The following is a 20,338-nucleotide window of genomic DNA, read 5'->3' on the forward strand; positions in this document are numbered from 1 at the left end:
CAATAAACAGGTTAACTCATCACGCAAAACGGGAGCATTTTAGTCCATATCGATGATAAACAAAAGAGGATGTTTAGGAATTTCCCTCGTCCCAAACATCCCCTAATTCATTATTGAATGATATCCCATTCCTTTAAAGCAGCTTCTAATTGTTGTGCGGTGGATTCAATACTGCGATTATTATAAATGACCACATCTGCCCCTTGTTCTTTGACTGACATAGGTAGTTGTGAGGCAATGCGTGCACGCGCCTCTTCTTCCGATAAATCATTTCGTTCCATTAAACGTTGCAGTTGAATATCTTCCTTTACAGAAACGACTAAAATTTTATCAACAAAATGCTGTAATTTACTCTCAAACAAAAGAGGGATATCCATTACAATATGTTTTTCACCCTTTGCTACATATTCATCACGTTGACGAATCATTTCTGTTCGAATGGCTGGGTGAATAATATCATTTAATATTTTTCGCTTCGCAGGCTCATGAAAAATAATTGCCCCAACCTTTTCGCGATCCATTGTCCCATCTTCTTGAATCACGTCTGGACCAAATGCTTGTGCAATTTGAGCAAGCGTTTCTGTGCCTGGTTCAACGACTTGTCGTGCTACTAAATCTGCATCAACAATCGGTAATCGATAACCTGCTAGCATGTTAGCGACTGTACTTTTTCCACTTGCAATACTTCCTGTTAACCCAATAATCATCTACTGACACCCCTACTTTTGACAACTTGGACAATACGTTGATGTGCGCCCTGCAATCACAACGGCCTCTGTCTCATTGTGACATACTAAGCACACCTTTTTGCTGTACATTTTTAAACGGTCTTGCATGTTGCCTGCACCACCATTCACACTACGGTAATCTGAAATCGTTGACCCACCATTTTCAATACTTTCGAGAAGCACCGCACAAATGGCTTCAAACAACTCCACTTTGCATTCCTTACTAATTTGACTCGTTTTACGTGTTGGCCGAATTTTTACGGAAAATAAGCTTTCCGTCGCATAAATATTACCACAACCTGAAATCACTTGTCCGTCCATAATGACCTCTTTAATTGGCTTATTGGCATATTTCGGCTTTTCACATTTTGCTAAAAAATAATCACACGCATCCTGGTCAAACGGCTCTGGTGCCATTAATGTTAGCGGGGGATGATCTGCAATTTCCTTGATAAAACGCAACTCACCAAAACGACGAATGTCTGCATATACAAGCAGTTCACCTGTATCTAGTGTGAACACAGCATGTACGTGTTTCCGAAACTTCGGTTCAGCGATTTCATCTAAATGATTGACGACAAACCAAGCTCCTGACATTCCTAAATGACTAATGAGCAAAAACATTTCTCCGCCCTTTGATACATGAAAGAAGATATACTTTGAACGACGCATTACCTGCTCGATCTTCAACCCCGAAACTACAAGTTCAAAATCGGTAGGATGGGCATTTTTCACAATACATTGCTTCCCTTGCGCGGCTGCGTTATATACAACTTCAGAAAACATGACTCGCTCAATCGTTTTCCCTTCAATTAGGGGCTTCAAATCACGAACGACGCCTTCTACTTCTGGTAATTCTGGCATAATTTCTCCTTACTTCGCGTCATACCACGTTGGACCGTAAGAAAAATCAACCTTTAACGGCACCTTTAGATCAATGGCATTTTCCATTACTTCTGGTACGATACGCTCTAAAATTTCAATTTCCTCTTGTGGTGCTTCAAAAATTAATTCGTCATGTACTTGTAGTAACAGCTTTGCTTGCAAACCTTCCGCTTGAAGACGAGCATCCATATCAATCATCGCCTTTTTAATAATATCTGCCGCACTTCCTTGAATCGGTGTATTCATTGCTGTGCGCTCTGCAAAACTACGTAAATTAAAGTTTGAACTATTGATTTCTGGTAAGTAACGTCGACGATTTAATATCGTTGTAACATACCCATTTTTCTTCGCTTCTGACACGATCGAGTCCATATAGCCTTTGACACCTGGGAAACTCGCTAAATAGTTGTCAATAAATGTCGCAGCTTCCTTCCGTGTAATATCTAAATTTTGCGATAAACCGTAATCACTAATACCGTAAATAATCCCGAAGTTTACAGCTTTTGCTGCGCGACGCATATTCGATGTCACCTCTTCAGGCTTTTCTACACCAAATACATCCATCGCTGTACGCGTATGAATATCCATCCCTTCACGGAACGCTTCTACTAAGGTCGGATCTTCGCACATATGCGCTAATACACGCAACTCGATTTGTGAATAGTCCGCTGCAAAAAGTACCCATCCCGGCTTAGATGGCACAAACGCTTGACGAATTTTACGCCCCTCTTCCAGTCGAATCGGGATGTTTTGTAAATTCGGATCTGTTGAACTCAAACGACCGGTCGCTGTTAACGCTTGTTGGAAACGTGTGTGTACTTTCTCATCATCATTGACAACTTTCATAAGCCCTTCAATATATGTTGATTGTAACTTCGCTAGCTGACGATAATCTAAAATATATTTCACGACATCGTGCTCAGTTTTTAATTTTTCCAGTACATCTGCTGCTGTAGAGTACCCTGTCTTTGTTTTCTTAATAACCGGTAAACCTAGCTTATCAAATAAAATGACACCTAATTGTTTCGGTGAATTGATATTGAATTTTTCACCTGCTAGCTCGTAAATTTTCGTTTCAATTTCATCTAGCTTTTTTGCTAAGTCTTGTCCCATTTGCTGAAGCGTATCCACCTGTACAGTAATCCCTTGTGATTCCATTTTGCCAAGAATAGAGGCAAGTGGTAATTCTAAGTTTTTATAGAGCGCAAACTGCTCATTTTCTTTTAGTTTGTGCTCCAGTACCGGTTGCAAATGCCATATCGCTAACGCTTTTCTTGCTACATGCTCTGCAAGAACCTGCTCTTCTGGACGTGTCCATTTAGCGCCCTTTCCATATACCGCTTCATTTGACTGGACGTTTGTATAGCCAAACTCTTTTGCCAATGCTTGTACATCGTCACCTGAAATCGCCGGATTGACAATATAACTCGCTAATAGTAAGTCAAATGTTACACCGCGCAATTCAATACCCATTCGCTGTAAAGTGGCTTGTGTCGCTTTACTATCAGCCATATATTTTTCTTTCGTTTCATCTTTAAGCCAAGCTATTAATGCTTCATTTGTAAGAGTACCGTGAATTGGCACATATAATGTATGCTGCCCATCTGTTAAGCTCATGCCAAACACTTCACAACCATGATAATGCTCATTTTCAAGCTCGACATGTACCGCCATTCGATTAGCTAACATAGTCGCTGTTACATCGTTCACGATTTCAACTGTAATTTCCGCTTGTTCCCCTTGATCACCTTGGAAATCGCTTTTTTCAATTAACGATTTAAAACCAAGCTCTTTCCAAACAGTTAGTAATTCTTCCTCATTTGGTCCAGGATAATTTAGTTCACCTAAGCCTATCTCAACGGGTGCTTCTGTATAAATCGTCGCCAGCTTTTTAGACATATGTGCTTGTTCTTCATTCGCTACAAGCTTTTCTTTCATTTTTGACGCTTTCATCGCATCAATTGCCACGTAAAGCGATTCAACTGAGCCATACTCTTTTAATAATTTAATCGCTGTTTTTTCACCAACCCCAGGAACACCCGGAATATTATCTGAAGCATCGCCCATTAATCCTTTCATATCAATAATTTGATGTGGCGTTAAACCGTACTTTTCTTCGATATGAGCAGGTGTATATTTTTCAATATCCGTAATTCCTTTACGTGTCACATAAACCGTCACATGTTCATTTGCTAATTGCGTTAAATCTTTATCTCCTGATACGATTACGACTTCCATCTCTTCGCCTGTCGCTTGTTTAGCAAGCGTTCCGATAATGTCATCTGCTTCGTACATCGGCAATTCATAGCGCTTAATATTGTATGCATCGATTAATTTTCGAATATAGGGAAATTGCTCTGACAGTTCAGGTGGTGTTTTTTGTCGACCACCTTTATACTCGCCATAAGATTCATGTCGGAATGTCGTTTTTCCTGCATCAAATGCAACAAGCATTTTTGTCGGCTGTTCCTCCTCTACAATTTTTTGTAGCATCATCGTAAAGCCATATGTTGCATTCGTATGAATACCTTGGTCATTTGTTAATAGGGGCAATGCAAAAAAGGCCCTGTATGCTAAACTATTTCCATCTAAAAGTAGCACTTTCTCCTTTGTCATCGTATCATCCTCCGTGAATTCAAGTCTTCTCTATTGTAAAACATATGTACGTATTTTAAAAACAAAAAAAGATGCTAAGCTATACGCTCGCATCTTACTTTAACTTTTTGAACTTATATTGTTTGGCAACCTTCTCTTCTACATAAAAAACTTCTTCATAAATAACAGTCAATAAAAAGGCGTTCATAAATGAGAAAATAATATATAACGGCATACCACCTAAATTAAATTGCATAAGACTACGTGCAAATGTTTCAACAAAACCAATTTGTGCAAAGAAGAAAATGATCCCAACCCCCACTTGCCAAATAGGACGTTTATCTTCTCGCTTGTCAAACCATAACACTTTTTTAAACGCATTTCGTACATCTTCTGCAATAACTAAACTTAATCCATAAACAATTAGGAAAAACACCGGCACAGTTAACAATTTTATATTCATGATGCTAAAGTCTGCTTGACTATACCAAGCACTAACTGAAGCGGCCATAGCAAAGGACAACAACACATTTTGAATAATTCTGTTCAACGTCCATTCCCCCAATTCTAACTTCCTATCTAGTATAACAAAATTATTGTTATTTTTTAATAGATTTTTGATTATTTATAGGAGGGAATAGTTAAGAGTATAGGAAAATTTCCTATACTCTGTTAGATAACTGGGTAACTATGAAAGGGTATACTCAAATAATCTGTTCTATAGTTTAAATTTCGTCATTTGTTCGTTTAGTGCATTTACCATGTCATTTAATTGTGTCGCGATACTATACATTTCTTCTGTTGAAGCTGTTTGCTCCTCTACTGATGCCACAATGCCTTGTGCATGTTCAGAAGAATTTTGGAGTAACGATACCGTCGTATTTGTCGTATTCATTACTTCACTTGAGCTTGCTGCAATCTCTTGAACGGTTGCAGTAATGGATTGAATCTCGTCACTCATATTGTTAATCACTGTCACAATTTGCGTAAACGTTTCACCAGCCGAATAAATCGATTTACTTTCGCCCTCAATTTTTTCTACTACATCTGAAATTGCTCTAACCGATTCAGTGGAATCGTTTCGCATGTCCGTAATCAGTGTCGAAATATTACTTGCTGACTTGGAAGATTGTTCTGCAAGTGAACGAATTTCATCTGCAACAACGGCAAACCCTTTTCCGTATTCGCCCGCACGAGCTGCCTCAATGGCCGCATTTAATGCTAGTAAGTTAATTTGATCGGCAATATTGGAAATAATTTTTGTAATTTCGCTTACTTCGATTGATTTATTATTCATTTTCTCAGTAATATCAAGTGAAGCGCGAGCTGACTCATCAATCGTTTGAATTCCTTTTACGGATTGTTGAATGACGTCATTCCCAATAGAAGCTGCATTTGTTGCTTCATGCGCACTTTCCGACACATGGTTGGACGCAGTCGAAATCGCATGAATTTGTTCAGAAATATTTACGATTGCTACATGATTTTGGTCCGCACCAGCAGAAATAAGCTCAGTAGATGTGGCAATTTCAGTAATTTTATCTGATACTTGACCGGATGTCACCGTCAGTTGTTCAAGGCTTTCTGATAAGTTGATTGCACCTTGTTGAACATGCTCAGACGTCGTTGCAACATGCGTCAATGTTTCCTTTAACTGTAATTGCATATTTCCGAAACTATTACTTAATCGTCCAAGTTCATCATGACTATTTAATGTCAGTTCTTCTGTTAAATCGCCTTGTGCTATTTTTTCTGTATAAGTTAATAATTTACTAAGCGGTACATTGATACTACGCGAAACATAAAGGGCAATCCCAATCCCTATTGCCATCGCAATCGCTAATATACCTAGAATAAAAGTCGTAATTTTCTTTTCTAAATCAATAATAAAATCCGCATCGGAATCTAGTCCTAGCACAGAATCTGAATTCGGTACTTGAATAAATGTAGAAATGTGCTGGCCGTAATCATCTTCATAAATTTCGCTTACAATTACATCTGTCGTCTGCAAAGCATCCGTTTGTTCTTTCGTAAACGCTAACGGTGTTAAGTATTCATCTGCATTAGATAATACTAAAATAACTTCCTCACCATCTACTTTACTCATAATATAAACATTTTCTAGACCAAATTCATTTTGAAAATCATCAGAAATCTTTTTTAGTTCTTCATACGCGGTTGGATCTTGTTTTGCCCGCTGAACTAACTCTCCATCTATTAAAGAGTTATATTTTTCAAGTTTTAATTTTAAGCTATCTTCATACTTAGGTACTACATGTTCCTCAATCAGTGAATCTGTGATGTAGTTTAAAAATACACCAAAGATACTACTCACTAATACAACCGGAATGATGATACCTAACAATATTTTCATTCGAATCGTTTTAAACTTCTTCACTTTTCCCTTCCCTTTCATCCTATTATAGTTGATACTGCTTATACGTTATAAATTGCATAAAGTCTAAATTTAAAATGTATGTATGCTCTTCTTCAGATGGACTTTTAAAAAAGACGACAGCAAAGGTTGTTCGTCCTTCTAATGGTAAAACTCGATAATCCAATACCTCATTAAATTGTTTTTTTAATTCTGTATGATCAATGTGCTCTATATGTGATGGGTCAACATGTTGATCGATTTCTGCACATGTAAAGCTATAAATAGCATCATCCATTTTAGAAATAATTCCCTCCCAATTTGGCTGGCGCTTTAAGAAATAATACTCATATGGATTAATTCCGTAAGCATAATAACCTAACTCGGTTGTTCCCTCTCCAGCAAACCGTAACGGATTAATTTCAATTGGGATAATTTCATGTGAAGGGGTTAAGCGAAGCTCAATATGTAAAGGTACGCTTTTTAATTGAAAGTTCTCGCCGAAATTTTTCAGATAACGCTCAAACATATGGATTGTTGATTTAATGATCGCCTTACTCGTGTAGTAAATTCGATCCCCTACATCATTACTGTCTTTAAAGTTTCGAGCGAAAATGTTTAAAACGACAGGCTCTCCGTCTTCATCATAATAAAAATCAATGGCAAATTCCCTTCCATCAATATATTGCTCAATGATAAATTGTTCCTTTTCTCGTCCATTCACTTGTTCGTATGTATTCATAAATAACGTCATTGCTTGGCCATCGTTAAATTTGTAAACGCCTTCACTGCCATATCCAAATATCGGTTTTAATACGATAGGAAAGGGTAGCTCATCCACATTCATTGTTTTTAATTGCTCGAAAGAACAGGATTGGTAAAAGAAGTCCGGATACTTCGATGCTAGTAACTTTCGAAAAGCTATTTTATTTTTAAATAAATTAGCTAGTGTAGTTAATCGATGCTCTGGTAAAAGTTCGTTCAGTAAATTAAGCCCTATTTCAGCATTCATAATAATGGACTCATTTTGTTCGATTGATTGAAAAATGCAAGGTGCCTTTAAAAATTGTTGATGTTTCACATCATAAATCGTTTCTTCATGCGCCGATAGCACCTCAATAAGTAATGGAGATACATACGTTGTATCCAATAATATCAACTAAATCATCCTCTCAAACAGATAAAAATACCTATAATTAATTCCAGCAGTACAAAGTCTTTTAGCCCAATAACATTATACATAATTACAGGTAAAAAGATACTTTTTAGAATATTACAAAAAACGAAAAAGCCGTAAAAGACTGGTATCTTTTACGGCTTTTCTCTACTTTAATCCATGTAACCTGATAAAATTTTTGCATATGGTGAATCAGATGGAAGAATAATAACGGTGTCCTCATTAATTGTTTTCTTATAAGATTCTAACGTCCTATATAATGAATAGAATTCTGGATCTTTCGAGAATGATTCATTATAAATTTTCGCAGCCTGTGATTCACCTTCAGCTGTAATGAGTGCTGCTTCTTTTTTTGCTGTTGCAAGCATTTCTTGTACCTGTTTATCAGTTTGTGCCATAATACGGTTTTTCTCGGCGTCCCCTTCAGATAAATACTGCTGCGCACTCGACTCACGTTCAGAAATCATTTGTGTATAGACGGATTGCTCGTTATCAATTGGTAAATCTGTACGGCGAATGCGTACATCTACTACTTCAATTCCGTAATTATCAGCCTTTAATAAATTATTCACTTGCTCTGTCACCTTATCATTAATAGAGCCACGTGAAGAGTTTTCATCATTAATAATCTGTTTATAATTTAATTTCCCTAGCTCCGTACGTAACACAGAGTAAATAAACTCTTCCATACGCGCCTCAGCATTCGTCAAACTACGTGCGTTTGAAATCAGTGCTTTCGGATCTGTCACACGCCAAACAGCATAATTATCAATAATAATACGTTTTTTATCCAGCGTATTAATTTCCTCCTGCATCATATCATATGTCTGTAGATTTTTCGGTAACGTTTCAACACTTTGAATAAACGGAATTTTCATATAAATACCAGGGTTACTTTCAAACTTTACCACTTCACCAAATTGACGAACAATTCGATATTCATTTTCCTTTACAATGTACACATTAGCTATTGCAATGACTAATGCTGCTAAAACAACACCGATCACAACAATGCCTTTTGTCCACTGTTTCATATTAATCGGCTGTTTATTTTTAGGGAGTACCGTTTGCTTTTTTGGCTTATTCGCAACTTCCTCATCGATAGGAGTGTCTGAAGAATCCTCATTTGGCGTAATATCTTTTCGTTTCTTTTTGTCTCCACCAAAAAGATTACGTACAAATTCGTCTAAATCTTTGTTATTATTCATCAGTTACCGCTCCCTTCCTCTGTTTTCGGTTGTTGCGTTTGAGTAGGCTGAATCGGTAAATATTTGAGTGTCTCCCCGTCATCATTCATAATATAAATCTGCGCATTCGGTAACACTTCTTCTAGTGTTTCAATCATTAAACGCTCACGTGTAACAGCTTTATTCCCTGCATATTGATCATATAGCTTATTAAATACAGCTACATCTCCATTTGCCTGTTCAATACGGGCAAACTTCTCCCCTTCTGCACGAGAAATAATGGCATCTTTTTCCCCTTCTGCTTCACTAATCTTTTGATTTGCATATTTTTTTGCTTCATTTATTTTTGTATTTTTTGTTTCACGCGCATCCGTTACAGCTGTAAATGCTGCACGCACTTCTTTATTAGGCAATTCAACATCCTGTAGCTTAACACCAAGTACACTAATCCCAATATCATATTTTTCAAGTAATGCTACAAGCAAATCACGTGTATTTGCTTCAATTTCTGCTTTTCCATCTGTTAATGCTTCATCAATTTTCGAGCTTCCGATCACGGAACGAATGGCACTTGACGTCGCACTATGTAAAATTTCTTCTGGATTAGTTGAATTGAATAAATATTTTTTCGGATCAACAATACGCCATTGTACAACTAAATCCGTTAACACAATCTTTTCATCACCTGTAATCATTTTTGCATCACTGGATACCGTATCAGAAGAACCATCTTCCTTTTCCTTATAACCAAATGTTAAGCTATATGTTTCACGCGATACTGTCTCTACTTTTTGGATAGGCCAAGGCATTTTAAAATGAAGACCTGGTGTTGTAATAAAGTCCTTTGCTTCACCAAATGTAATCACAACAGCTTGTTCTGATTCATCAACGGTATACCAAGATGTCGTGACAGCTAGTACTGCTACAATGCCGAACAATCCAAGCCCGATCCACATCAATGATCTTTTTACACTCATGTTGAAACCTCCTCTTTTATGTATAGTACATATACGGTTTGTACCTACAGAAAGTTTCGAAAAAATTGGAAAAGACATCCGCTTGAGCTAATAACACAAGCTGATTTCTTTTCTTATATGTACTTCCTTTAACATTTATCTTTTTTACCTACAAAAAAATCTACCGTTTAGATATTCATCCTAAAACGGTAGACTTTTCAAAAAATCAGGGCGCTAAAATGGTGGTGAACCTACTTTATTAGCCTATTGAAAAAGGAAAATCTAACAATTTTCAGGACTTCCCTTTTTCTAGTAATTTGAAACTTGGGGGTTTCTACTGTTTACTTTACCCCACTAAGTTTAATTTACTATGTCAGAATTGTAAATTTCATGTTAAGACGTATGAAGTGGAAGTAATATACGCATTGTCGTGCCTTTTCCTACTTCACTTTCCACTTGAATTTTCCCCTGGTGTGCCTCAACTAAATGCTTAACAATAGCTAGCCCTAGACCCGTACCACCTGAATTTCTACTACGTGCTCGATCCACTCGATAAAAGCGCTCAAATACACGTGGAATTTCGCTCTTCTGAATCCCCATGCCTTGGTCTTCAATTTCAACAACACCCCATGCATCTTTTTTAAAGATACGTATAGAGATTGTTGTCTCTTCAGGCGAATACATGATGGCATTGTAAATAAGATTTGTGAAAATTTGAATAAGACGATTCGCATCACCTTGAATAATGACCTCTTCTTTAAAATCAACGTTAAATTGCATATTTTTTTCATCTAAACGTTGGCTTGTTAAATCGGCTGCACGTACGAGTACTTCTTGTAAACTTGTCGGCACGATATCGACTGAAAAGCCATGTTGTTCGATTTTCGAAAGCTCCAATAAATCCTGAATAAGCATTTGTAATCGATTACTTTCTTGATGGATAATTTCTAAAAAGGATAATGCCATCCGTTCGTCTTTATACGCTCCGTCAAGTAGCGTTTCCGAAAAGCCTTTAATAGATGTAATCGGTGTACGCAATTCATGTGATACATTCGCGACAAAGTCTTTACGAATCTGCTCGAGACGTACCAGTTCGGATACATCATGCATAACAACTACAACCCCTAGCCAACGTCCGTGTTCTCCCACAACAGGTGCACCGTATGCTAGCTTATACGTAATTTCTTGTTGCACTTCCATCTCAAGCTGCTTTCGATAAGGTTTCTCTGTTAAAAACACATGATCTATAAACAGCTCTAGTTCCTTTGGCAACTGCAGCGATAAAAAGCTCTTCTCTTGTACTTCTTCATATTTATAGTCAAATCGCTGTAAAAACACTTTGTTGACGATTGATACATGGCCACCACGATCAATCATTAACAATTCACTGCCCATATTTTCAATTAATGTTTTTAAGCGTTCTTCTTCGATTTCCCGTGTTTTCGTCATATCTTGTAAATTACGCGCTAAAATATTGATGGAATTTCGCAGTTCAATAACTGTCGGTGGACCATTGGCAAATGCACGTGCACGGTAATTACCGACAGCCAGTTCTTGTGCCGTTCTCGTAACATTTTCAATCGGCTCTACAAATTTTTGAATCATTTTTTTTGTCACGATACTAATTAGTAAAAAGGAAATGACTAATAAAAATAATAAAACAAGCGCCAGTCTTGTTTTCATTTCATTGATGAAATTCTCTTCTAATTGTAGCTCATGCGTTGCTAATAAAGCTTGTTCTGCTGAATCGGTTAATACAATATCGGCCTCTTCAATCACTTGAAGCATTTGCTGTTGCGATTGTATCGTATTTTCTTGGATATACGAATTTGCATAAAAAGGAAAAAGCTGACCTATTACAAAGCCTAGGACAGCTAAAATAATTCCCACTAAACAAACAAATGAAAAAAACAAGCTATTGCTCATCGATTTTTTCATTTTTTTGGCTCCTCAAATTTGTATCCTAGACCACGAATCGTTTTAATAAACACAGGTTTACGGCTATTTTCTTCAATTTTTTCACGGAGATGACTAATGTGTACATCGACAATTCGCGTATCACCTACAAAGTCATAATTCCAAACAGCACTTAGCAATTGATCACGTGTTAATACACGATTTTTATTTTCTAGCAAGTAAACAAGTAGCTCAAATTCCTTTGGTGTAAATTCAAGCGATTGCTCTCCTAAAAACGCCTCAAAACGGTCTGGGAAAACTTTTAAATCACCGTATTCATAAGATACTTCCGATCTTTCTATCTCCTCGACAACAGGTGTAGGTGTAAAGCGACGAAGGACAGCTTTTACACGCGCTATTACTTCGCGTGGACTAAATGGTTTTGTCATATAATCATCTGCGCCAAGCTCTAGCCCTAATACTTTATCGAATTCATCGTCACGCGCCGTTAGCATAATAATCGGAATATTTTTTTTCTGGCTTCGAAGTTCTTTACATACTTCCATCCCATCTAAAGTCGGTAGCATTAAATCAAGAATCATAATATCCGGCGACTCTTTAAGCGCTATTTGCAAACCATCTTTTCCATCGTGCGAAAGGAGGACATTAAACCCCGCTTGTTCTAAGTTGTACTTTAATAACGTTGCAATTGATACTTCATCTTCTACGACTAAGATTGTTTTTGACATAACTGTTCCTCCAAAAGTGATCTGAAACCCCCAATTCCAAATCTTTTAATATGGAGGATTCACCTTGACAACCCCTTCAATAATCGGGGCTTTCTTTTCATTAAACGCTCTTATACTGACATCGACTAAGTGCCTATCATAGTCGATATGATCTACTTGTAGTGTAAAATCAATTGTTTCATAATGATAAACTGGGTTTAAAAATGTAATCATTTGTTCACGAATATGCGAACCTGGTCCAGGCATATGCTTTGAAATTGCTGATGTAATGATGCCATTTAACATAATTGTAGGTACGATTGGTGCTTTAAACGGCGTACTGGACGCATAATCGTGTTGAATATATAATGGATTACTATCGTTTGTTAAACCTAAATACAAAAGTAAATCTTTATCTTCCATTGTTTCTGTTAAATGTAATTTTTCACCGACATGGATTTCACTAATCCTTTTCCCAGGTTTACTCTTTTTTTGTAACAAATATTACACAACCCCTTTACACTTTCAATAATTTTATAGTATCAATTTTTAGGAAAAAGCACAATCATTCTCCCAAATCACAAGGAAAAAGGTACACGGTTATACATATACACCCTATTATTCAAAAAAAGACTGCCCACATAAGCCATGAGCTTACAGGACAGCCTCCATATAAAATTAACCTAAAATTCTCATTACATTACGAACAGCTTCAGCTGATACGTCTAATGCTGCTTTTTCTTTCTCTGTTAACTCAAGCTCAAAGATTTTTTCAATACCATTAGCACCAAGTAATGTTGGTACACCTAAGTATAATTCGTTATAGCCATATTCGCCTTCTAAGTATGCGATAGATGGTAAAACGCGTTTTTGATCTTTTAAAATCGCTTCAGCCATTTCGATTAAGCCTGCAGCTGGAGCGTAGTATGCAGAACCATTTCCTAAAAGGTTTACAATTTCAGCACCACCGTTACGAGTACGGTCTACAATTTCTTCTAAACGGTCAGCTGGAATTAACGTTTCTAGTGGGATTCCACCAGCAAACGAGTAGCGAGTAAGTGGTACCATTGTATCCCCGTGACCACCTAATACGAAACCAGTGATGTCTTTTACAGAAATATTTAACTCTTCAGCGATGAACGCGCGGAAGCGAGCTGTGTCCAGGACACCCGATTGACCAATTACACGATTTTTCGGAAATCCTGTAGTTTTGTAAACCGTGTACGTCATCGCATCAACTGGGTTAGTTAATACTAAGATGACCGCATTCGGTGAATGTTTAGCGATTTGTTCAGATACAGAAATCATTACTTTTTGATTGATTTGAACTAAATCATCACGGCTCATACCTGGTTTACGAGCAACACCAGCAGTGATGATCACTACGTCCGAATCCGCCGTATCTGCATAATCAGAAGTACCTTTTACATAAGAATCAAAACCTTGAATCGGAGCAGCTTCCCACATATCTAACGCTTTACCTTTAGTTGGATTTTCCGCCGCTGGAATGTCAACTAATACTACATCACCAAGTTCTTTTTGTGCTGCTAAGAAAGCCGCTGTAGCGCCCGTGAAGCCGCCGCCGATTACAGAGATTTTTTTACGTTTCAAAGACATTTGAATACGCCCCTTTGAATTTAGGTATTTTTTATAAAAGAATAGGGAGGAGACAAGTCTCTTCCCTACTTTTAACAACTTCATTGCCATACTTTACTTAAGTATCGTCAATTAATTATCTGAAAAACCATTTATTTTATATGGAAAATTATTGTACGCAAAACAATTTGTGTACTTTTTCACATATACAGACATACAAAAGCTACAAATTAAAGATTTTTAATTAATTCGTTAGCGAACTCTGAACATTTAACTTCTGTAGCACCATCCATTAAACGAGCGAAGTCATAAGTTACTACTTTAGAAGAGATTGTTTTCTCTACAGAGTTAGTAACCATGTCTGCAGCTTCTTGCCAGCCAAGGTGTTCAAGCATTAATACGCCTGAAAGTAATACTGAAGATGGATTTACTTTGTCAAGACCAGCGTATTTTGGAGCTGTTCCGTGAGTTGCTTCGAAGATCGCATGACCAGTTACATAGTTAATGTTCGCACCTGGAGCGATACCAATACCACCAACTTGTGCAGCTAGTGCATCAGAAATGTAGTCACCGTTTAAGTTCATAGTAGCTACTACGTCGAACTCGTTTGGACGAGTTAAGATTTGTTGTAAGAAGATATCAGCGATAGAATCTTTTACGATGATTTTGCCAGCAGCTTCAGCTTGCTTTTGTGCTTCGTTAGCAGCAGCTTCGCCTTGCTCAGCTTTGATTGCATCGTATTGGTTCCAAGTGAATACTTGCTCACCAAATTCTTTTTCAGCTAACTCGTAACCCCATTTTTTAAATCCACCCTCTGTGAACTTCATGATGTTACCTTTGTGAACTAAAGTAACTGTAGGTTGGTTATGCTTGATCGCGTACTCGATTGCAGCACGAACTAAACGCTCAGTACCTTCTTTAGATACAGGTTTTACACCAATACCAGAAGTTTCTGGGAAACGAATGTTTTTAGTACCGAATTCTGTTTGTAGGAAGTCGATAATTTTTTTAGCTTGGTCTGAACCAGCTTCAAACTCGATACCTGCATAGATATCTTCTGTGTTTTCACGGAAAATTACCATGTCAACGTCTTCTGGACGTTTAACTGGAGAAGGAACACCATCAAAGTGACGTACTGGACGTAAGCATACGTATAAGTCTAATTCTTGACGTAATGCTACGTTTAGGGAACGGATACCGCCACCGATTGGAGTTGTTAAAGGACCTTTAATAGCAATTAAATATTCGTCGATTTTATTTAAAGTTTCTTGTGGTAACCATTCACCAGTTTGGTTGAATGCTTTCTCACCAGCAAGTACTTCTAACCACTCAATTTTCTTTTCGCCATTGTAAGCTTTTTCTACAGCTGCGTCGATTACGCGAGAAGCTGCTGCCCAAATATCTGGACCAATACCGTCACCCTCGATGAAAGGAATAACTGGGTTGTTTGGCACGTTTAACACGCCATTTTCTACTACAATTTTGTTCGTCATGAATATTTTGCCTCCTATATTCGTAAATCTAGGACTGTGTAAATCACACAGTCCTAGATAAGTTTAGCATATTTTCTAAATTAGCGCTCGTTGATTGGAACGTATTTTTGCATTCCTGGTCCAACATATTCTGCACGTGGACGAATTAAGCGGTTATTAGCATATTGCTCAAGGATGTGTGCTACCCAACCTGATGTACGAGATACAGCAAAGATTGGTGTGAATAAGTCATGTTCAATACCTAAAGAATCATAAACTGATGCTGAGAAGAAGTCTACGTTTGCTGGAAGACCTTTTTGTTCTACGATCATGTCGTGGATTTTCACTGACATTTCGTAAAGTTCTGGTTTACCAGTTAAAGCAGTTAACTTCTGAGACATTTCACGTAAGTGTGGTGCACGTGGGTCGCCTTTGCGATATACGCGGTGACCGAAGCCCATGATTTTCTCTTTATTGTCAAGTTTACCTTGAACGTAAGACTCAACATTATCCATTGAACCGATTTCTGATAACATCTTCATAACTTGCTCGTTCGCACCGCCATGTAATGGGCCTTTTAATGCGCCGATTGCAGCAGTTACACCTGAGTATACATCAGATAATGTCGCTACACATACGCGAGCTGTAAATGTTGAAGCGTTTAACTCGTGGTCAGCGTGTAAAATTAACGCTTTATCGAACGCTTCGATTGCAATTCCTTCTGGCTCTTCACCAGAAAGCATATATAAGAAGTTAGCTGCATAGCCAAGTTCTGGTTTTGGAGCAATTGGCTCTAATCCTTTACGGATACGAGAGAATGCAGTTACTACTGCAGCAATTTTTGCTTGTAAGCGAATCGCTTTGCGGTAGTTTGCTTCCGGGTCCATAACATCAGCTTCTGCGTCGAATGTACCAAGCATAGAAACTGCTGTACGTAATGCAGCCATTGGATGAACTGTGTCAAGTGGCATAGATTTGAATAAGTCATAAATAGCAGCTGGAATGTCCATGTTATCTGCTAATTGTTGTTTTAACTCAGCAAGCTCGTCTGCTTTTGGTAAACGAGTATGCCATAATAAGTAGATAATTTCTTCAAACGATGCATTGTTCGTTAAATCATCGATGTTATAACCTACGTATGTAAGTGTGTCATCGATAATTGAACTGATTTTTGACTCTGCAGCAACAATGCCTTCTAAGCCTTTAGTTGTTGACATAATAATTCGCTCCTTCATGATTATAATTTTTTTGTAAGTGCTTTCTTTTTAGTTGAAAAGACACTTAAGTTCTGCTCAATGAACCTATAAGTAAATCGCTTACATGGAACATTATAATAAATTTTGACGGCTTTGTGAATGAAAACAGAATAATTCAAGAATTTCTTGCATTACGGATAAAAAAACCTCCCTAAAGAGAAAAAAATGTTTATAACGAGATATACATCACATAAAACAGAGGTGAGCTATTTTTTTATGAATAATTTTTTTACTTTTTCATACGAAAGCACTAAGAAGTTTTTGTTATTATTACTATATTTAGCACTATTAATTTTCCTATCACCTATTACGCTTGGCATATTTTGTGCTACACTTTTTTACCCATTCCTTTTGTTTTTTTATAAAAAGCTTAAAATTCCTTACGCCATTGTTGTATTAGTCACAACGATTTCATTTTTTTATGGTCTTTATTGGCTGATTCGATTCATGATCGATAGTTTTATGCTTATATTTCCCCAACTTCAAGATATGGTTTCGAGTGATATTTTTTCCCACCCAATTTTAAAAGCTCTTTTAGAATCGGGATTATCTGCAATTGACCAAATTGCTACGATCAGCATTAACGCAACGAGGGAAATTTTCAGTTATTTATTTGAAATGATTATTTTTATTATGGCCTTTTACTTTGCTTTATTTGAAAGTAAGCGTGACCGCTACTGGTTTTTCGTGTACACGCCTGCCTCCGTGCGCGAAACTTGGAAAAGCTATTTTAAAAGTGCCATGAGCATTTTCACAACGTTTTTATATGTTGAAATTCGGTTAATTGCCTTAACTTTCTTACTGCTAGCACTCGGTTTTTGGCTACTCGGCTTTTCATATCCGTTGCCCAAAGCATTTTTCATCGCATTAGCGGACTGCTTGCCGTTTTTTGGTATTGGCTTTGTACTCGTACCATTAGCGATTTACTTTTATATAGTGGAAGAAGTGATTTTATGTATCGCCGTTGTTATTTTGTATATCTTTATACAAACAACAAGGCAGCTAACTGAATCATTTTTATGGGCATCCACATTTCATGTGCGGACCGTCCATTCGTTTTTCATCAGCGCTGCCTCTGTATTGCTATTCGGTTTTTACGGTATTTTATTAAGTCCTTTCTTCTTACTTATCGCCGTCAAGCTGCGAGAAAAATCTATCTTTGGACGATAATCGTTCGGTTATTTCTCATGCTTCTACGTAACCACAAGAAAATAATAGGTTTAAAGATACCGCGTGTGAAGGACGTGAACATCATTAGTCCAATAATATCGGATAAAAAACCTGGTAGTACTAATAATACCGCACCAATAAACATCATAAATGCTTCTACTAATGCAACACCTGGAGCTTGTCCTTGTGCAATCGCAGTTTGAATACTTTGTAATGATTTTGTTCCTTGTTTTTTAAGCATATAAACACCAAGTGCACCTGTTAACACAATTAACATTAATGTCGGAAATACCCCAAGCCATTTTCCTACTACGATAAATGTTGCAATTTCTGCAAACATGAAAGCGATCAATGCGAATAAAAAGTTTCTCATAAAATTCACCCTCTACTATATACGAATAACACACGAAAAAGTTTCAAAAAAACCCGTCTGAAAAGACATTTTAAGATGGCTTCTTGCGACGAGGATGGCGGCAAAATTTTTTAGTAAGTATTTATAAAGAAATGAAGGGGATGTCCGAGTTGGACATCCCCCGTTAACATCAATTCAAACTTTAAAGAACGCTCGCGTGTCCTTTATAAATTACCCCTGTTTCTGCATCCATTGTAATTTCTTGCCCGTGGCGAATTAATGTTGTCGCTTCTTTTACACCAACGATTACGGGAATGCCTAAGCTTAATCCAACAACCGCCGCGTGGGAAGTTAAGCCACCCTCTTCTGCAATAATACCTGCGCAATTTTCAATCGCTGGCATCATTTCACGATCAGACCCTACCGTTACAATAATACATCCTTCTGTATCATAAGCTAATGCTTCCCCTGCATTTTTGGCAACGACTGCCTTTCCAACAACAGAAGCTTTTCCAACACCTTGTCCACGTGCTAATAAATCACCGATAATATGCACTTTCATTAAGTTTGTTGTACCTGCTTCCCCTACTGGTACACCTGCTGTAATGACCACTACATCGCCATGGTCAACAAAGCTATGCTTTAACGCCTCGTCTACTGCAAGCTCTAAAATTTCATCCGTCGTTTGCACACGTTGACAAACAATTGGTTGAACGCCCCAAACAAGTGTCAACATTTGAGCTGTATTAACAGAGCCAGTGACCGCAACAATTGGAACACCTGCACGATACTTTGCAATCATTTTTGCTGTATTACCACTTTCCGTTGGAGCTAATATCGCTTTTACATTTAAGTTAATCGATGTATGTGCTACCGCTTGCGAAATCGCTTCTGTCATATTCGCGCCTTTTTCACGACTACGTTGCGAAACAATTCCACGGTAATCTAAAGATTGCTCTGTACGCTCTGCAATTTTATTCATCGTTTGAACAGATTCTAATGGGTAAAGACCCGCTGCTGTTTCACCCGATAGCATAATTGCATCCGTACCATCAATAATGGCATTCGCTACGTCGGAAGCTTCTGCACGTGTCGGACGTGGGTTACGTTGCATCGAATCGAGCATTTGTGTCGCTGTAATAACTGGTTTACCTACTTGATTGCATTTTTGTATTAGTGATTTTTGTACAAGCGGTACTTCTTCAGCAGGAATTTCAACACCTAGGTCGCCACGTGCAACCATTAAGCCATCTGAAATCTCAATGATCGCATCGATATGATCAACGCCCTCTTGGTTTTCAATTTTAGGGATGATTTGAATATGGGAGCCTTCATTTTGCTCAAGTAGTTCACGGATTTCAAGTACATCCTTTGCTGTACGAACAAATGATGCAGCAATAAAATCAACACCTTGTTCAATACCAAATAAAATATCTTGTGCATCTTTGTCTGTAATACCTGGCAATTTAATCGATACGCCTGGTACATTCACACCTTTTTTATTTTTTAAGATGCCCGCATTTTCAACAATCGTATGAATTAAACCGCGCTCCTTATCTTTTGCTAATACACGCAGTTCGATTAAACCATCATCTAAAAGAATAATGTCATTTTGATCCACGTCATCGATTAATTGATCATACGTTACAGAAAAGACGTTTTCATTTCCAACAACTTCTGTCATGGAAATATCAATCACTTGTCCAGTCACTAAATGCAACTCGCCATTTTCCATCGTATGTGTACGAATTTCAGGACCTTTTGTATCTAATAAAATCCCGACTGGTTTCCCTACTTTTTCTGCAGCATCACGAATCGCTGCAATACGAATTGCGTGTTCTTCATGTGATCCATGTGAAAAGTTTAAACGCGCAACATTCATACCTGCTTTAATTAGTTGCTGTAGCATTTCTGGTGATTCACTTGCTGGTCCTATCGTACAAACTATCTTTGTTTTTCTCATGTT

General features: G+C 37.5%; 17 protein-coding genes. 1 reads left to right on the forward strand and 16 read right to left on the reverse strand.

Features of this window, described 5'->3' with window-relative positions; genetic code table 11:
• Window positions 1-110: 110 nt before the first annotated feature.
• From coaE to citZ, 14 genes are all read right to left on the reverse strand, one after another.
• Window positions 111-707, reverse strand: coding sequence for a dephospho-CoA kinase (gene coaE / locus ACQQ2I_RS14425; RefSeq protein WP_431027490.1), 597 nt, complete (start codon window positions 705-707; stop codon window positions 111-113).
• Window positions 708-719: 12 nt separating this feature from the next.
• Window positions 720-1,592, reverse strand: a complete 873-nt coding sequence (gene mutM, locus ACQQ2I_RS14430) for a bifunctional DNA-formamidopyrimidine glycosylase/DNA-(apurinic or apyrimidinic site) lyase (RefSeq protein ID WP_431027491.1) — start codon at window positions 1,590-1,592, stop codon at window positions 720-722.
• Between the two features lie 9 nt (window positions 1,593-1,601).
• A complete protein-coding gene (gene polA, locus ACQQ2I_RS14435) occupies window positions 1,602-4,229 on the reverse strand; it encodes a DNA polymerase I (protein WP_431027492.1) in 2,628 nt (875 codons plus the stop codon).
• A gap of 94 nt (window positions 4,230-4,323) precedes the next feature.
• Window positions 4,324-4,758: a DNA polymerase I gene (locus ACQQ2I_RS14440; protein WP_431027493.1), complete on the reverse strand. Its 435-nt coding sequence runs from the start codon at window positions 4,756-4,758 to the stop codon at window positions 4,324-4,326.
• A gap of 168 nt (window positions 4,759-4,926) precedes the next feature.
• Window positions 4,927-6,606: a methyl-accepting chemotaxis protein gene (locus ACQQ2I_RS14445; RefSeq protein ID WP_431027494.1), complete on the reverse strand. Its 1,680-nt coding sequence runs from the start codon at window positions 6,604-6,606 to the stop codon at window positions 4,927-4,929.
• A gap of 22 nt (window positions 6,607-6,628) precedes the next feature.
• Window positions 6,629-7,741, reverse strand: coding sequence for an ATP-grasp domain-containing protein (locus ACQQ2I_RS14450; RefSeq protein ID WP_431027495.1), 1,113 nt, complete (start codon window positions 7,739-7,741; stop codon window positions 6,629-6,631).
• Between the two features lie 170 nt (window positions 7,742-7,911).
• Window positions 7,912-8,967, reverse strand: coding sequence for a protease modulator HflC (hflC, locus tag ACQQ2I_RS14455; protein ID WP_431027496.1), 1,056 nt, complete (start codon window positions 8,965-8,967; stop codon window positions 7,912-7,914).
• Complete coding sequence (gene hflK / locus ACQQ2I_RS14460) at window positions 8,967-9,923, reverse strand: FtsH protease activity modulator HflK (protein WP_431027497.1); 957 nt, start codon at window positions 9,921-9,923, stop codon at window positions 8,967-8,969. Before hflK ends, hflC begins: the two co-directional genes overlap by 1 nt.
• Before the next feature lie 372 nt (window positions 9,924-10,295).
• The gene (gene pnpS / locus ACQQ2I_RS14465; RefSeq protein ID WP_431027498.1) at window positions 10,296-11,840 is read right to left on the reverse strand and encodes a two-component system histidine kinase PnpS; all 1,545 of its coding nucleotides are present in this window, start codon (window positions 11,838-11,840) and stop codon (window positions 10,296-10,298) included.
• Complete coding sequence (locus tag ACQQ2I_RS14470) at window positions 11,837-12,547, reverse strand: response regulator transcription factor (protein WP_391368864.1); 711 nt, start codon at window positions 12,545-12,547, stop codon at window positions 11,837-11,839. The genes pnpS and ACQQ2I_RS14470 overlap by 4 nt, the downstream gene beginning before the upstream one ends.
• A gap of 45 nt (window positions 12,548-12,592) precedes the next feature.
• Complete coding sequence (locus ACQQ2I_RS14475; RefSeq protein WP_431027499.1) at window positions 12,593-13,027, reverse strand: MaoC/PaaZ C-terminal domain-containing protein; 435 nt, start codon at window positions 13,025-13,027, stop codon at window positions 12,593-12,595.
• 177 nt (window positions 13,028-13,204) lie between these two features.
• Window positions 13,205-14,143 carry a malate dehydrogenase gene (gene mdh / locus ACQQ2I_RS14480; RefSeq protein WP_431027500.1) on the reverse strand — a complete coding sequence of 313 codons (939 nt, stop codon included), beginning with the start codon at window positions 14,141-14,143 and terminating at the stop codon, window positions 13,205-13,207.
• A 209-nt stretch (window positions 14,144-14,352) separates the two neighbouring features.
• A complete protein-coding gene (gene icd, locus ACQQ2I_RS14485) occupies window positions 14,353-15,615 on the reverse strand; it encodes an NADP-dependent isocitrate dehydrogenase (RefSeq protein ID WP_431027501.1) in 1,263 nt (420 codons plus the stop codon).
• A gap of 80 nt (window positions 15,616-15,695) precedes the next feature.
• Entirely contained in the window at window positions 15,696-16,811 is a 1,116-nt protein-coding gene (citZ, locus tag ACQQ2I_RS14490; RefSeq protein ID WP_431027502.1) for a citrate synthase, read from the reverse strand.
• Window positions 16,812-17,066: 255 nt separating this feature from the next.
• On the opposite strand from citZ, the gene ACQQ2I_RS14495 reads away from it, so the two are divergent.
• Entirely contained in the window at window positions 17,067-18,020 is a 954-nt protein-coding gene (locus tag ACQQ2I_RS14495) for an AI-2E family transporter (RefSeq protein ID WP_431027503.1), read from the forward strand.
• On the opposite strand, the gene ACQQ2I_RS14500 is transcribed toward ACQQ2I_RS14495, so the two are convergent.
• Window positions 18,004-18,393, reverse strand: coding sequence for an FxsA family protein (locus ACQQ2I_RS14500; protein ID WP_431027504.1), 390 nt, complete (start codon window positions 18,391-18,393; stop codon window positions 18,004-18,006). The two genes, ACQQ2I_RS14495 and ACQQ2I_RS14500, sit on opposite strands and share 17 nt — an antisense overlap.
• A 181-nt stretch (window positions 18,394-18,574) precedes the next feature.
• A complete protein-coding gene (gene pyk, locus ACQQ2I_RS14505) occupies window positions 18,575-20,335 on the reverse strand; it encodes a pyruvate kinase (protein WP_431027505.1) in 1,761 nt (586 codons plus the stop codon).
• Window positions 20,336-20,338 lie beyond the last annotated feature (3 nt).

Origin of the sequence: Lysinibacillus sp. LZ02 (assembly GCF_050613145.1) — a bacterium.
In the GTDB taxonomy this organism is placed as follows: Bacteria; Bacillota; Bacilli; order Bacillales_A; family Planococcaceae; genus Lysinibacillus_B.

What these genes read in the sequence shown, in the direction of transcription:
- polA (WP_431027492.1), bottom strand. Translation starts at nt 4,229, where the DNA reads ATGACAAAGGAGAAAGTGCTACTTTTAGATGGAAATAGTTTAGCATAC.
- pnpS (WP_431027498.1), bottom strand. Translation starts at nt 11,840, where the DNA reads ATGAAAAAATCGATGAGCAATAGCTTGTTTTTTTCATTTGTTTGTTTA.
- mutM (WP_431027491.1), bottom strand. Translation starts at nt 1,592, where the DNA reads ATGCCAGAATTACCAGAAGTAGAAGGCGTCGTTCGTGATTTGAAGCCC.
- hflK (WP_431027497.1), bottom strand. Translation starts at nt 9,923, where the DNA reads ATGAGTGTAAAAAGATCATTGATGTGGATCGGGCTTGGATTGTTCGGC.
- ACQQ2I_RS14500 (WP_431027504.1), bottom strand. Translation starts at nt 18,393, where the DNA reads ATGAGAAACTTTTTATTCGCATTGATCGCTTTCATGTTTGCAGAAATT.
- citZ (WP_431027502.1), bottom strand. Translation starts at nt 16,811, where the DNA reads ATGTCAACAACTAAAGGCTTAGAAGGCATTGTTGCTGCAGAGTCAAAA.
- coaE (WP_431027490.1), bottom strand. Translation starts at nt 707, where the DNA reads ATGATTATTGGGTTAACAGGAAGTATTGCAAGTGGAAAAAGTACAGTC.
- hflC (WP_431027496.1), bottom strand. Translation starts at nt 8,967, where the DNA reads ATGAATAATAACAAAGATTTAGACGAATTTGTACGTAATCTTTTTGGT.
- pyk (WP_431027505.1), bottom strand. Translation starts at nt 20,335, where the DNA reads ATGAGAAAAACAAAGATAGTTTGTACGATAGGACCAGCAAGTGAATCA.
- icd (WP_431027501.1), bottom strand. Translation starts at nt 15,615, where the DNA reads ATGACGAACAAAATTGTAGTAGAAAATGGCGTGTTAAACGTGCCAAAC.
- mdh (WP_431027500.1), bottom strand. Translation starts at nt 14,143, where the DNA reads ATGTCTTTGAAACGTAAAAAAATCTCTGTAATCGGCGGCGGCTTCACG.
- ACQQ2I_RS14470 (WP_391368864.1), bottom strand. Translation starts at nt 12,547, where the DNA reads ATGTCAAAAACAATCTTAGTCGTAGAAGATGAAGTATCAATTGCAACG.
- ACQQ2I_RS14495 (WP_431027503.1), top strand. Translation starts at nt 17,067, where the DNA reads ATGAATAATTTTTTTACTTTTTCATACGAAAGCACTAAGAAGTTTTTG.